Annotated in this window: 14 protein-coding genes; 7 read left to right on the forward strand and 7 right to left on the reverse strand. The window is 30.8% G+C overall.

Features of this window, described 5'->3' with window-relative positions; all coding sequences use genetic code 11:
- Nucleotides 1-71: 71 nt before the first annotated feature.
- The 3 genes from TCEL_RS14415 to TCEL_RS10700 all read right to left on the reverse strand — a co-directional run bounded on the left by TCEL_RS14415 (nucleotide 72) and on the right by TCEL_RS10700 (nucleotide 2505).
- Entirely contained in the window at nucleotides 72-341 is a 270-nt protein-coding gene (locus TCEL_RS14415; RefSeq protein ID WP_423219076.1) for a transposase family protein, read from the reverse strand.
- 252 nt (nucleotides 342-593) lie between these two features.
- Nucleotides 594-1577, reverse strand: a complete 984-nt coding sequence (locus TCEL_RS10695; protein WP_018664183.1) for an ATP-binding protein — start codon at nucleotides 1575-1577, stop codon at nucleotides 594-596.
- Nucleotides 1567-2505, reverse strand: a complete 939-nt coding sequence (locus TCEL_RS10700) for a DnaD domain protein (protein WP_018664187.1) — start codon at nucleotides 2503-2505, stop codon at nucleotides 1567-1569. Before TCEL_RS10700 ends, TCEL_RS10695 begins: the two co-directional genes overlap by 11 nt.
- 177 nt (nucleotides 2506-2682) lie before the next feature.
- Here TCEL_RS10700 and TCEL_RS12900 point away from each other — a divergent pair, with 177 nt between their 5' ends.
- A complete protein-coding gene (locus TCEL_RS12900; RefSeq protein ID WP_018664189.1) occupies nucleotides 2683-4029 on the forward strand; it encodes a peptidoglycan DD-metalloendopeptidase family protein in 1347 nt (448 codons plus the stop codon).
- Nucleotides 4030-4042: 13 nt separating this feature from the next.
- Here the strand turns inward: TCEL_RS12900 and TCEL_RS10710 are convergent, their stop codons facing one another.
- Entirely contained in the window at nucleotides 4043-5239 is a 1197-nt protein-coding gene (locus TCEL_RS10710) for a S8 family serine peptidase (RefSeq protein ID WP_018664191.1), read from the reverse strand.
- Nucleotides 5240-5414: 175 nt separating this feature from the next.
- On the opposite strand from TCEL_RS10710, the gene TCEL_RS10715 reads away from it, so the two are divergent.
- The gene (locus TCEL_RS10715; RefSeq protein ID WP_018664192.1) at nucleotides 5415-5597 is read left to right on the forward strand and encodes an FmdB family zinc ribbon protein; all 183 of its coding nucleotides are present in this window, start codon (nucleotides 5415-5417) and stop codon (nucleotides 5595-5597) included.
- 24 nt (nucleotides 5598-5621) lie between these two features.
- Here TCEL_RS10715 and TCEL_RS13245 read toward each other — a convergent pair whose 3' ends face one another.
- Complete coding sequence (locus TCEL_RS13245) at nucleotides 5622-5786, reverse strand: aspartyl-phosphate phosphatase Spo0E family protein (RefSeq protein WP_018664194.1); 165 nt, start codon at nucleotides 5784-5786, stop codon at nucleotides 5622-5624.
- Nucleotides 5787-5882: 96 nt separating this feature from the next.
- Nucleotides 5883-6779 carry a selenium metabolism-associated LysR family transcriptional regulator gene (locus TCEL_RS10720; protein ID WP_018664196.1) on the reverse strand — a complete coding sequence of 299 codons (897 nt, stop codon included), beginning with the start codon at nucleotides 6777-6779 and terminating at the stop codon, nucleotides 5883-5885.
- Nucleotides 6780-6995: 216 nt separating this feature from the next.
- Between TCEL_RS10720 and TCEL_RS10725 the strand changes: the two genes are divergently transcribed.
- Nucleotides 6996-8255, forward strand: a complete 1260-nt coding sequence (locus TCEL_RS10725; protein WP_018664204.1) for a UDP-N-acetylglucosamine 1-carboxyvinyltransferase — start codon at nucleotides 6996-6998, stop codon at nucleotides 8253-8255.
- A 12-nt stretch (nucleotides 8256-8267) separates the two neighbouring features.
- Here the strand turns inward: TCEL_RS10725 and TCEL_RS10730 are convergent, their stop codons facing one another.
- Entirely contained in the window at nucleotides 8268-9443 is a 1176-nt protein-coding gene (locus TCEL_RS10730; RefSeq protein ID WP_018664206.1) for an NAD(P)-dependent malic enzyme, read from the reverse strand.
- A 104-nt stretch (nucleotides 9444-9547) separates the two neighbouring features.
- On the opposite strand from TCEL_RS10730, the gene TCEL_RS10735 reads away from it, so the two are divergent.
- From TCEL_RS10735 to TCEL_RS12905, 4 genes are all read left to right on the forward strand, one after another.
- Nucleotides 9548-10336: an MBL fold metallo-hydrolase gene (locus TCEL_RS10735; protein ID WP_018664208.1), complete on the forward strand. Its 789-nt coding sequence runs from the start codon at nucleotides 9548-9550 to the stop codon at nucleotides 10334-10336.
- A gap of 11 nt (nucleotides 10337-10347) precedes the next feature.
- Nucleotides 10348-11436: a S1C family serine protease gene (locus tag TCEL_RS10740; RefSeq protein WP_018664210.1), complete on the forward strand. Its 1089-nt coding sequence runs from the start codon at nucleotides 10348-10350 to the stop codon at nucleotides 11434-11436.
- Between the two features lie 40 nt (nucleotides 11437-11476).
- The gene (gene rlmH, locus TCEL_RS10745) at nucleotides 11477-11956 is read left to right on the forward strand and encodes a 23S rRNA (pseudouridine(1915)-N(3))-methyltransferase RlmH (RefSeq protein WP_018664211.1); all 480 of its coding nucleotides are present in this window, start codon (nucleotides 11477-11479) and stop codon (nucleotides 11954-11956) included.
- Between the two features lie 168 nt (nucleotides 11957-12124).
- Nucleotides 12125-13492 carry an Ig-like domain-containing protein gene (locus TCEL_RS12905; protein WP_018664213.1) on the forward strand — a complete coding sequence of 456 codons (1368 nt, stop codon included), beginning with the start codon at nucleotides 12125-12127 and terminating at the stop codon, nucleotides 13490-13492.
- Nucleotides 13493-13517 lie beyond the last annotated feature (25 nt).

Here is a 13517-nt window from a genome sequence, read left to right on the forward strand (position 1 = left end):
GTAGTAGCAGAAGGATAGGAGACATTATTAAAAATWGCGCTTTATAGTATCAACAGACAAATTTAACTCTTTTAAGCTAAACTTGACATACTATAAGTATTAGTAAGCTCTGTTATAACGTACATAGATAAAAGATTAGTGATTCTATAATAACGTGGCAAGAATTCAATATGCTCATAAAATCTTTTACCACAAATATTACAACGATATCTACGCTTTTTAATAACGAGAACAGTAGGTTTTAAGAATAGAGGAATGTGTTTAACACGTTGTATTCTATAATCATGAACTCTACGAGTTTGAGAGTTACAACAAGGGCAAGTATGAGGTTTCTTCTTCATTTCTAAATAAATCTCAAAGCAATTATCTGTATTAAGTATTTTTGTTACAATAACATCTTTAAAACCGAGTAGGTTTTTGATAAAATTATTATTGTGCACTTGTTGGATGCCTCCTTTCAAATTGTGTGTGTGTAATTTATTATATCAGGCATCTAAACAGGTGCATATTTTTTTTGTAAAAAAATATGCTGGGGCTACGCCCCAACATTTATTATAGAACCTATAAAAATAAATGCTGGGAAGCCCCAGCATTTATTTTTTAAATTTCTTTTGAATTCTAATATCCTCTCCATAAAATTTAAATAGAGTAAAATGTCCTAGTATTCTTGATGTTATTCTTTCAGGGTAGTTTTGTATAATATCGTTTAGTTGAAAATTTGTGGATATAAGCATTTTTTTCTTATTTAGTATTCTAGTGTTTATTATATTAAATAGTTCTGAGTATGAATAGGGGGTTACAGGTTCTGTTCCAAGGTCATCTATAATTAAGAAATCACACTCTAAGAGTTCATTAAGTTCATTATAGTTGGAATTTTCTTCAAATCTACACCTTCTTATTATGTCCATAAGATTTGCAGCAGTTTGATATATTACAACCTTTCCCTTATCTAATAACTCCTTTGCAATGCAGTTTGATAAGAATGTCTTTCCAAGACCTGAACTGCCATAAAAAAATAGGCTTTCATTTATTTTATCAAAGTTTTTTGTATAGTTGACAGCATATGCATATATTCTTTCTATATTGTCACGTGGACTTAATTCTTCATTTTCATAAGGTCTAGAGGAATAATATTCAAAGTTAAATGTATCAAAGTTTTCTGTTCTTAATATTTCATTTAAGTTTGATTGTTGATAATACTTATTTATGAGTTTTTGTCTAAAACAACTACAGTATTTATTATTTATATATCCTGTATCTTTACATTTTTTGCATTTATACTTTATTTCCATATAATCTATTGGATATCCATATCTAGATAGAAGTTCAGTCTTTTCAATTTTAAGATCTGTAATTTTTTCTTTTTGAGTATTTATATATTCTTCTATATTATCTATATCTTTAGAAACAACAGAAGTTGCAATTCTAAATCCTATTTGTGAGATTTCTTTATCTATATCCTTTATTCTAGGTATCTTTTCATATATTTCTTCAATACGTTTTGACTGTTCTAACTTTGCATTTTCTCTTAGCTTTTCGTACTCATTTAAAATTTCAGATATATATTTATTCTTCATTTAATTCCCCCCTTCCTAGGAGCTTCTTTTCAAGTTCATTTATATCATATTGTCTTTGACCACTGTAAGCTATATAAGGATGTACATTTTTTACTGTTTTATCTTTTTTAGTTGCCTTTTTATCAAGCTTTTTAATATCTTGAATTGTTTTTACCCCTAAATTATTCCAATCGGTAATTATTTTATCTATATAATTAAGATTAGCTTCGTTTATTCTCATAATAGCAATTCTACAGGCTTCTAATATAACATCTAAAGGCATTTTATAGGTATATACCCATTTTTCTAATAGTTGTTCTTGAGGTATGGATATATCTGTGTCCTTCAATCCTATATAATTTAATATCTTTCTATAATTTGCCCACTTTTCTTCATGCTTTTTTATATGATTTTGAGCATCTTCTATGGTCTTTATTCCCTTATCATGCCAGCCTATTGCAACTTTTTCTATATATCTAATATCTGTTTTCTTTTTAGATACACAATATTCAATAAGAAAAATTAGGACCTCTAATGAAAAATTAAATTTATCCATAAGCATAGTGAAAAACTTATAGTCTGAAGGGGTAAGAGGTCTTCCAAGAGCTATCTCTATTTCTTTAAATATATTTTTGTTATTATCTATAACAACAAAACAGGAATCATCATCTAAATTGAAGGAATTAAAACTTATTTCTCCGCTGTCAGAGATATAAATTAAATTATTCTCCTGCCAATAGCCTAATGCGTTTATAACTTCAGATTCTGGTATATTTAATTTTTTAGAAATAATTTCTGTAGAACATATGGTATTAGTATAAGACAATCTTAAAAGGGTTAAGTAAACTTTAATATAGTCTCCATGAGCTTTTGGTAAGTATTTATCAATAAATACTGTAGATAAAGGGATAAATTTAGCCTCTGGAGGAGACAATGTGATGTTTGGCATTTTATCACTTCCTAATGGATTTTTTAGCTTATAATATTATAACAGAAGTGATTATATACCTCAATAAAGTAGAATATGAATAAAAAATAAAATATAGCATATATTAAGTAAGAAACTGTTTGTTGCACTTGAAGGTAAGTTATAGTATTATAAATATGTACGAAAGGAGGGGAAGTGGTGAATAATTTTGTTAAGTTTATTAAAAGAATTGAGTATAGTGGTTTAATGGGGGTACTATTTGGGATTGCGTTAACTGTACTTACTCTTAATCTTTATGTTCAGTCTAACGCAATTTATATGGTTAAGGTTTCAGGAAAAGAATTAGGCTATGTAAAAGGAATAGATGAAGTAAATAAGGCAGTAGAAAGAATAAAGCAGACAGATGGAAAGTATGTTTTAAAGGATGTACAAATAGATAAATGTAAAGATGGTAGCGGAAAAACTTTAAATTCACAGGAGATAGAGACAAGGCTTAGAAAAGAGCTGAAACTTAAAATTCCAGCATATATAGTAAGAGTTGGAGATGTTCAGGTTGCAGTTTTAGCTTCAAAGAATGATTATGAATTATTAGTTGAAACTTTAAAGAAAAGATATATACCAAAGTATGATAAAACAATTTCAGTAGAGATCAATTCATTTAAAATAGATGAAAATATAAACTTTACAGTTCAATATGTAGATGCCATATTAGTTGAAGATGTAGATGAAGTAGCAGAAAAAATAATAAAGGGAAAATTAGTTGAACAGACATATATAGTTAAAGAAGGAGACACTATTTGGGAAATTTCATCAAAGTTTGGGTTAAGCATTGATCAAATTACTACATATAATCCAAAGCTGGATCTAAATAAGATTAAACCAGGACAGGAAATAAAAATAGTGAAAAACGAGCCATATTTTAATGTGGAAATGGATTTAAATGTAGTAACCAATGAAGAAGTTCCTTATGAAGTAAAGGAAGTATATGATAAAACTATAAATAAGGGTAAGCAGGTAGTAAAGGAATATGGAAGTAATGGTTTAGCTGAAGTTACTAAGAATATAAAAGTAGTAAATGGAAATGTTGTTGATGAAACTCTGATAGCATCAAAACTAATAAAGGAACCTAAGAATAAGGTTGTTGTCATAGGAACTAAACAATCTAATATAGTTGCTTCAGGAATGTTTATAAGACCTTCAAGAGGATACATATCCTCTCACTTTGGAAGAAGATGGGGAAGAATGCACGAAGGAATTGATATAGCAGCACCTACAGGTACCCCAATACATGCAGCAGATGCAGGAAGGGTAGTTTTTGCAGGTTGGATGTCAGGATATGGTAAGTGCATAATGATAGATCATGGAAACGGATATAGAACAGTATACGGCCATGCAAGTAAATTGTATGTATCTGCGGGAACTAGGGTATCAAAAGGACAGTTGATAGCAGCAGTAGGTTCAACAGGAAGATCAACAGGACCACATCTTCATTTTGAAATTAGAAAAAATGGAGTACCTCAAAATCCAATTAAGTATATAAAATAAGCCCCATAGGGGCTTATTTTTTTAGTATTTTATCAAACACGAACATTCCTGCACCTTGAGCATTTTTGTTTTCACCTATAGATTTTGAAGATAAAATAAGAATGCTTTTTATATCCTTAACTGTAAGATTAGGGTTATATTCAAGTAAAAGTGCTATACATCCAGATATAACAGCACTAGATATGGAGGTGCCTGATGCATAAGTGTAGGGATTTTGAATTGAATATTTGTAAGTTCTTAAAGGGTTATAATTTCTATCACAGTTTAATGACAGCACATTTATACATGGAACTACAAGATCGGGTTTATTTATTCCGTCAATAGTCGGTCCCCTTCCTGAAAAATTTGCAATTTTAATAGTTTTTCTATCTGAATCAACATAAGCACCTCCAACTGTTATGACATCCTTCATATTACCCGGGAAATATATGCTCATACTTTGCGGACCTAAATTTCCTGAAGATACGACAGGAACTATGTTATTTTCAATAAGTTTATTTATTGCCTTTTCAAGAGGATTATTAGGCAAGCTATTTATATATGGAAATTCGAAGGGTAAACAGACAATCCTTATATTAAATTCATCCTTCATTAATATTATTGATTCAATTGCTATTATAATGTCTGACATATATCCATAGCCTAAAGAATCAAAACATTTAAATATACATAATTTTGAGTCAGGTGCAATTCCCTTATAGGATTTGTTTGTATGTCCACTTGATGCAATTATTCCAGATAAAAAAGTTCCATGTCCATGATCATCATATGGCTTGCTAATATTATTAATGAAATCTTTAAAATACACTATTGAATTTTTATTTGAGATAAGGTCAGGATGTGGAAAACATCCGGTGTCAATTAGTGCTATTCCTATATCTTTACCAGTTAGAGAAAGGCTGTGGGCAAATTTTACACCAATAGTCTGAGAAATATTATTTAAACAAAGCATAGCTTTGTAATCAAAACAAATATAAGATATGTCTGGGTTTTCTGTAACTTTGTCAATTGATATAGGAGAAAGCTCACATGCTATTGCATTTATTATCTTGTATTCATATTTTATTTTACCACCATTATAAACAATAGAGTTTTTACTAGATTTTAGATTATTTTTATAGGTTACTATAACAGGTATTTTTCTTTTAGAGTTTATGTTCATATATTCCTTTAATTTTTTATCTATCTTTTTGTTTAAAAACCAAAACATTATATCACCTATTTAAATTTATGCAATACATTATATGCATCTAATACTAAGTTTGTTACATATTTTTATATGCATTAAAATCCTTTTGTATAAAAATTATTTAGTATATTATGGTAGCCTTATACGTTGCTTATGTTTTTTATAGGTGATAAAATGATTACAGGGAGGGATTATTATGGCGTTAATTGACTTTAAATGTAAGGAATGTGGACATGAGTTTTTTGAAATAGTAAATAGTAATGATAAGGTATTATGCCCAAAGTGTAAAAGTGAAAATGTAGAAAGAATATATAAAGGAAAGTTTTACGGCAAGGGAAGTTGCAGTGGTGGATGCTCTACATGCTCAGGATGCCATTAATAAAAGCGTGGGAAACCCACGCTTTTATACTGTTACTGAAAGCTTTGTGTAAAGAACTATCAACTTATCAAGTTCTTGGCTTAAGGATAATACTTTTGAATAGTTTTCTTTTCTTATACCATTTTTTAGTTGTAAATTCAATTCATTTGATAGATTTTCAATTTTCTTCTTTAGTTCGTTTTTTACCATATTTATCCCCCACCATTTACACTTTTAAAGACAGCGACAGAAAACATTTTAGCATTTTTAGAAGTTAAAGTCAATATTTGTTAAAAAATAGTTTATCTAATCAAAAAAATTAAACTGCATTTGTTTAATGTGTAAAATGAATTCTCTTGCAGCTGGTGATAGAGTCTTTTTATTATGACATACCAAGTATATAGGTCTTGACACTTTAAAGTCATCAATGGTGTGGGATTTTAAAATACCAGCTTCAATTAAATCTTTACAAGCATAGTATGAAACTATTGCAACCCCAAGCTTGTTTTTAACAAATTGAATTACAGCTTCAAGGCTATTTACATTTAACACAACATTTAAATCTTCAATATTTATATTTTTAGCTTCTAAACTTCTTTCAAATACATGCCTTGTGGCAGAACCATCTTCCCTTTGAATAAATGGGAGTTTAATTAAATCGTTTATTTTTATTGTTTCTGGTAAGTAATCTAGGTTACTAACAAGAATTAATTCATCTTCAAATAACTTAGTATAATTTAATTTACAATCTTCTATTATTTCTCCCACAATTCCTAAATCTGCTTCAAAGGCAAGAAGCTGATCAACTACGTATTGTGTACTACCTTCCTTAATGTCGTAATTTACTTCATTATATATATCATTAAATGTTTTAATCATATATGGAAGAAGAAAACGGCAAGGTGTAGTACTAGCAGCTATAGTAATTCTACCACATATTTTGTTATCGTAATCTGATAGATTAGAAATTGCAGAATTTCTAATGTTTATAAGATTTACGGCATATTCATAGAATATTTTACCAGCCTCTGTTAATCGTATGTCCTTTCCATTTCTATCAAACAAAACTACCTTTAATTCCTTTTCAAGAGATAGTATATGGGAACTTATGGTAGGTTGTGATAGGAATGTTGCTTCAGCTGCCTTTGAAAAGCTCTTATATTTAGCTACATTAACAAATGCTTCTATTTGTTTAAAGTCCATAAACACCACCCCAATTATATAGTAAATGAATATAACAAAAATTTCAACATTTTAAACAAAATACTTTTTATTCATTAACAATATAGTTATAATTTGTTATCAAAAAAAATAAAAAAATGTATTAAAAAAATAAAGATTAAGTGCTATAATATCAACTATGGGTAGAAATATGGATAATTAGATAAATTAATATAGATAGAAGGATGGGTGCTGTTTATGGAAAAATTAGTTATAGAAGGTGGAATTCCTTTAAAGGGAGAGGTTGTAATTGGCGGAGCTAAAAATGCAGCTGTTGCGATTCTTCCTGCAGTAATACTTGCAGATAAAGGTGAATTTGTAATAGAGAATCTTCCACAAATAGAGGATATAAAATGCCTAGAAGAAATTTTAAAGTCTCTTGGAGCAAATGTTGAAGAAGTAGGAGAAGGTGCATTAAAAATAGATGTTAAGGGAGTAAAGGATTTTAGAGCCTTAAGTGAAGAAGTTAAAAAGATGAGAGCTTCATATTATCTTTTAGGTTCACTTTTGGCTAAATTTGGTCGTGCAGAAGTTGCTTTCCCAGGGGGCTGCCCTATTGGTGTAAGACCAATAGATCAGCATATAAAGGGATTTGAAGCAATGGGAGCAAAGGTAACAATAGAACATGGTGTGATAAAGGCCTATACAGAATCAGGGCTTAAGGGAGCACATATATTTTTAGACGTTGTAAGTGTGGGTGCTACAATAAACATAATGCTTGCTGCAACAAAGGCTGAAGGTGTAACTATAATTGAAAATGCTGCAAAGGAACCTCATGTTGTAGATGTTGCAAACTTTTTAAATAGCATGGGGGCAAAAATTAAAGGTGCAGGAACAGATGTAATTAAGATATATGGTGTTAAAGAATTAGAAGCATGTAACTATAGTGTTATACCAGACCAAATAGAAGCAGGAACATATATGGTGGCAGCAGCTGCAACACAAGGCGATGTTGTATTAAAGAACGTAATACCAAAACATCTAGAATCAATAACTGCAAAGCTTTTAGAGATGGGTGTTATTGTTGAGGAAGGAGAAGATACAGTAAGAGTTTATTGTAAAAAAAGACCTAAGGGTGTAAATATAAAGACACTTCCATATCCAGGATTCCCAACAGATCTTCAACAACCAATGTCAACGTTGTGTACAATAGCTGAAGGGGTAAGTATAATAAATGAAAGTATATGGGAAGGACGTTTTAAACACTGTGATGAATTAAAAAGAATGGGAGCAAAAATTAAAGTAGAAGGAAGAATAGCTGTAATTGAAGGGATAGATAAACTATCAGGTGCAGAAGTTGCAGCAACAGATTTAAGAGGTGGAGCAGCTCTAGTTGTTGCTGGACTTGTTGCAGATGGTGTAACTGAAATAACTAACATCAGACATATAGATAGAGGATATGAGAAAATAGAGTATAAATTACAAAAATTGGGTGCAAAAATAAAGAGAGTAAAATAAGGGGCTAACTAATTAGCCCCTTTTTGCTGCACCACTTTTTAAAGCGGCGTCATATACAGCTTTTGCAACTTTCTTTTGTACTTGTAAATTAAATGGTTTAGGAATTATGTATTCTTCATTTAGTTCATTTTCTGTAACTGATTCTGCAATAGCAAGGGCTGCAGCTATTTTCATCTCTTCATTTATTATTTTAGCTCTTGCATCAAGTGCACCTCTAAATATTCCAGGGAAGGCTAATACGTTATTAATTTGATTTGGAAAATCAGAACGACCGGTTCCAACAATTCTTGCTCCAGCTTCCTTTGCTTCATTTGGGAAAATTTCTGGTGTTGGGTTTGCCATAGCAAATACAATGGCATCCTTATTCATTGTCTTTACCATATCTTTGGTTAGTACATTTGGAGCAGAAACACCTATGAATACGTCTGCACCTACTATAACATCCCTTAATGCACCCTTTTCATTATTTGGATTTGTAATTTCTGCTAACCTTTTCTTTGACTCATCTACATTTTCAATTCCCCTATATAATGCTCCAACTCTATCACAAACAACTATATTTTTAACTCCATAGGATATAAGGAGTTTACATATTGAGGTTCCTGCTGCACCAGCTCCATTTATAACTATCTTAATATCTTCAAGCCTTTTATTTACTATTTTAAGGGCGTTAATAAGGGCTGCTAAAGAAACAATTGCAGTGCCATGTTGGTCATCATGAAATACAGGAATGTCAAGCTTTTGCTTTAGTTTTTCTTCAATTTCAAAGCATCTTGGTGCAGATATATCCTCTAAATTTATTCCACCAAAGGAAGGAGATATTTTTACTATTGTATCTACAATTTCATCTACATCTTTTGTATTTAGAACAATTGGAAATGCATCTACATCGGCAAATTTTTTAAATAAAACTGCCTTGCCTTCCATGACAGGAAGAGAAGCAAGAGGACCTATATCACCAAGGCCTAAAACTGCAGTTCCATCAGATACAACCGCAATGGTATTCCATTTTCTTGTATATGTATATACAAGTTCAGGATTTTTATGTATCTCTATACATGGTTGAGCAACTCCTGGTGTATATGCAAGGGATAAGTCAGATGCATTATTTACCTCAACCCTTGATATAACCTCAATCTTACCTTTTTTTTCTTCATGAAATTTCAGTGCTTCATCATAAATGCTCATAGTATCACCCCGTAAATTAATATCAAGAATATTATAACATAAATAATTTCCATTGTAGTTATAAAGGAAAAAAAGTAAAATATACATATGAAAGGAGAGAGATTATGGATTTTTGTACATTATACAGTGGAAGTAGTGGTAATTCTATATATATAGGTACGCACAGGACAAAGATTTTGGTAGATGCGGGATTAAGTGGGAAGAAAATACAAGAAGCTCTATTGGAAATAGGGGTAAATCCAAGTGAAATAAAGGCTATATTAATAACTCATGAACATGATGATCATATAAAGGCGGCTGGTATTCTATCAAGAAGGTTTAATATACCCATATATGCTAATGCAGAAACTTGGATTGCAATGGAATCACAGATAGGGGATGTAAAAGAAGAAAATATTAAAGTTTTTAATAGATATGAACCTTTTGAAATAGGTGATATTACGGTTATTCCATTTAAAATTCCTCATGATGCATCTAACCCATGTGGATATAGTTTTGTTGAAAAAAATAAAAAAATATCAATAGCAACAGATATTGGTCATGCAAGCTTGGAGGTTAAAAATAATATCAAGGATTCCGATTTAATACTTCTAGAATCTAATCATGATGTTGAAATGTTGAAGGTTGGGCCATATCCATACCATCTTAAAAGAAGAGTTTTAAGTGATATAGGACATCTATCAAATGAGGATTGTGGCAGGACGATTGTGGATATACTAAATAGTAGGATAAAAAAGGTTGTACTAGGACATTTAAGTAAAATAAACAACTATCCAGAACTGGCCTATAGAACAGTTGTATCAATTTTAGAATCAAATGGCATTAAAGATGGAGTGGATTTGGACTTAGATATTGCACATAGGGATAGGGTAGGTAAATATTATTCCATATAAGAGGTGAGGTTATGGAGTATTATGGCAGGAGGAGGCCTTCTGTATTTGGCTATTTTTTAGCAGCAATGTTCGGAGCAATATTAGGAGGATTTTTAATATTAACCTTTGCACCAGAGGCACTTATACAAAAGTTTCAACCCAAGGAACAGCCAAAGGTTGAAACTAAAAAAGAGGTAGTTTATGAAACTGTAAAGACAGATATCACAAGTGCAGCTGAAGAGGTTATTCCAGCGGTTGTGGGTATAAAAACAACAAAAATTCAAAGAAGCTTTTTTCAAAATAAGAGGATACAGGGTATAGGAAGTGGGGTTATTATAGATAAGGATGGATATATTTTAACTAATAATCATGTGGCAGGGTATTCATCTTCAGATATAGTAGTTTCATTATATGATGGTAGAGAAACGAATGGTAATGTAGTTTGGGCAGACGAAGTGTTAGACCTTGCTATTGTAAAGATAGAGGAAAAGAACTTAAATGTTGCAAGGCTTGGAGATTCTAAAAATGTTAAGATAGGCCAAACAGTTATTGCAATAGGTAATCCCCTTGGGCTTACATTCCAAAGGACAGTAACCGCAGGAATAATTAGTGCGCTAAATAGAACAATTGAAGTTTCTGAGGGTGTTTTTATGGAGGATTTGATTCAAACAGATGCTTCTATTAATCCTGGGAATAGTGGTGGACCACTTGTAAATACATCTGGTGAGGTTATTGGTATAAATACTGTTAAAGTAACTTCAGCAGAAGGGATAGGATTTGCAGTTCCGGTTAATATAATAAAGCCAATAATAGATTCAATTAAAAGAACAGGTCGCTTTGAAACTCCATCTCTTGGAATTAAAGCCTTTGATAAGAACCTTGCAGGGTATTTTGAATTTAAGATACAAAAGGGGATATATGTTTATGATGTGTTAAGAGGTGGCCCTGCAGCTAGAGCAGGAATTAAAGAGGGAGATATAATAATAGCAATTGATGATAGGGAAGTAAACACAATGATGGAACTAAAGGAGGAAATATATAAAAAGGGTGTAGGAAGTACTTGTAAGGTAACCATTAAAACACCTGTTGGGACAATAAAAACAGTGGATGTTAATTTGTAGGCCTAAACAGGCCTATTTTTATTCAGAAAGGAGAAGGGATATGAATATTATAATAATATCAGTTGGTAAGTTGAAGGAAAAATATTTAAAGGAAGGAATAAATGAGTACCTAAAGAGGTTATCAAAATATGCAAAGGTAGATATAATAGAAGTTCCAGATGAAAAGGCTCCGGACAACCTCTCACCAAAGGAAGAGGAATTGGTTAAGGAAAAGGAAGGGCAAGGGATTTTAAAACATATAAAGGACAATATGTATGTTGTTGCACTTGATATAAAGGGTAAGCAGCTTTCATCTGAGGAGCTTGCAGAATTTTTAAGCCAAAGGGCTCTTTTAGGAGAGAGTAGTATAGCTTTTATAATAGGTGGTTCTCTAGGTCTTTCTCAATCAGTTTTAAATAGAGCAAACTATAAACTATCCTTCTCAAAGATGACCTTTCCACATCAACTTATGAGACTAATTCTTCTTGAACAAATTTACAGGGGATTTAGGATTATAAACGGTGAACCGTACCATAAGTGATATAAATATACTGATTTAAAGAGAAAACATGAGAAAAACTGTTTATTTAAGTGGTTTTTGAGTTTTATTGCTTATTTTAAGCTTTTTTATCACTTATATTTATAAAGTAAATAAAATATAATTTAAAAGTGTTTGTTAAATATAAGTAATATGTGGGGGTATATGTTTATGGTAAGAAAGTTAATATCAAAATTTCTATTAACACTACTGTTTGTTTTTTGTTTTACAGCACTCATTCCGATTACATACTTTAGTGTAGCTAAAGCGGAAGGGAATGCAGAACAAGGTAACGAAATAATTCCAGTGGAGAGGGTAGTTTTTGAAAATGTAGAGGTTGAAAACGATAAGTATCAGAAAAAGCTAAAAGTAGGAGAGAGTTTTGAACTTAAGATAAAAGTCCAACCAGAAAATGCAGTATATGAAGAAGTTATTTGGAGTTCAAGTAATGAAAAAGTAGCTGTAGTTGATAATAATGGTAAAGTTATTGCAAAGACGATAGGTGAATTAACAATAAAAGTTACAGTTAAGTCAAAGATAAATGAAGAGATAAAAGAAGTGACAGCAGAATGTAAAATAATTGTAGAGCCTATTAATGTATCTGGTGTAATATTGACTGAAACTAAGAAAAAAGTGAAGATAGGTGAAACATTTAATTTAACTGCAAAGGTATTTCCTGAAAATGCAACAAATAAAGGAGTAAAATGGGATATAAAGGATAAAGATAAAAATAAAAATGTAGTTTTAGTTGACAACAATGGAAAAGTAACTGCAGTTGGAATTGGAACTGCAAAAATCATTGTTACAACATTAGATGGGGGATTTAAAGCAGAATGTGAAGTAGAGGTTATACCTTTAAATCTTCAGGATATTGAAAAAAGAATAGTTTCATCTATTCCTACAGCAACAATAAAGTTAGATACAAATATATATACATCTAGTGTTAAAGGAAAAGTTAAAACTAAGGTTTTAAAGGGAACAAAGGTAATAATATTAGATAATAAAGAAGAGTGGTATTTAATAAAGCTTCAAAATGGAATAGTAGGCTGGATTAAAAAAAGTTATTTAATTATAAATCCTAGCCCAATTTTAAAGGATACACTAAGAAAAGAGGACTTAGAGCTATATGTAAATAGTAAAAATTTTAAGTCAAAAACAAATTATTTTGTATGGGTTGATATTGCAAGACAGAGAACATATGTATTTATGAAAGATAAAAAGGGAAAATACAACTTGATAAAGGATTTTGTAGTTGCAACAGGTAAGGATGCTACTCCAACGATAATAGGATTATTTGAACTTGATGGACAAAGAGGTACATGGAAATACTTCCCTCAATACAAGGTTGGAGTAAAGAATTGGATAAGATTAAAGGGAGGATATCTATTCCACTCTATACTATTTGCTAAGGATGGAAAGACTATTTTAAATCCTAATGTTGGTAAAAAATTATCTCACGGATGTATAAGAATGAAGGTAGATGATTCATATTGGTTTTACAAAAATATACCTTCAAAGACAACTGTTTGGGTAAATTGATTTTGAGTACTTGATATATAGTTTT

This window comes from Thermobrachium celere DSM 8682 (assembly GCF_000430995.1).
GTDB lineage: Bacteria > Bacillota > Clostridia > Clostridiales > Caloramatoraceae > Thermobrachium > Thermobrachium celere.

Coding starts and splice junctions, on each gene's coding strand:
- TCEL_RS14415 (WP_423219076.1), bottom strand. CDS start 341: ATGAAGAAGAAACCTCATACTTGCCCTTGTTGTAACTCTCAAACTCGT.
- TCEL_RS10695 (WP_018664183.1), bottom strand. CDS start 1,577: ATGAAGAATAAATATATATCTGAAATTTTAAATGAGTACGAAAAGCTA.
- TCEL_RS10700 (WP_018664187.1), bottom strand. CDS start 2,505: ATGCCAAACATCACATTGTCTCCTCCAGAGGCTAAATTTATCCCTTTA.
- TCEL_RS10710 (WP_018664191.1), bottom strand. CDS start 5,239: ATGTTTTGGTTTTTAAACAAAAAGATAGATAAAAAATTAAAGGAATAT.
- TCEL_RS10715 (WP_018664192.1), top strand. CDS start 5,415: ATGGCGTTAATTGACTTTAAATGTAAGGAATGTGGACATGAGTTTTTT.
- TCEL_RS13245 (WP_018664194.1), bottom strand. CDS start 5,786: ATGGTAAAAAACGAACTAAAGAAGAAAATTGAAAATCTATCAAATGAA.
- TCEL_RS10720 (WP_018664196.1), bottom strand. CDS start 6,779: ATGGACTTTAAACAAATAGAAGCATTTGTTAATGTAGCTAAATATAAG.
- TCEL_RS10725 (WP_018664204.1), top strand. CDS start 6,996: ATGGAAAAATTAGTTATAGAAGGTGGAATTCCTTTAAAGGGAGAGGTT.
- TCEL_RS10730 (WP_018664206.1), bottom strand. CDS start 9,443: ATGAGCATTTATGATGAAGCACTGAAATTTCATGAAGAAAAAAAAGGT.
- TCEL_RS10735 (WP_018664208.1), top strand. CDS start 9,548: ATGGATTTTTGTACATTATACAGTGGAAGTAGTGGTAATTCTATATAT.
- TCEL_RS10740 (WP_018664210.1), top strand. CDS start 10,348: ATGGAGTATTATGGCAGGAGGAGGCCTTCTGTATTTGGCTATTTTTTA.
- rlmH (WP_018664211.1), top strand. CDS start 11,477: ATGAATATTATAATAATATCAGTTGGTAAGTTGAAGGAAAAATATTTA.
- TCEL_RS12905 (WP_018664213.1), top strand. CDS start 12,125: ATGGTAAGAAAGTTAATATCAAAATTTCTATTAACACTACTGTTTGTT.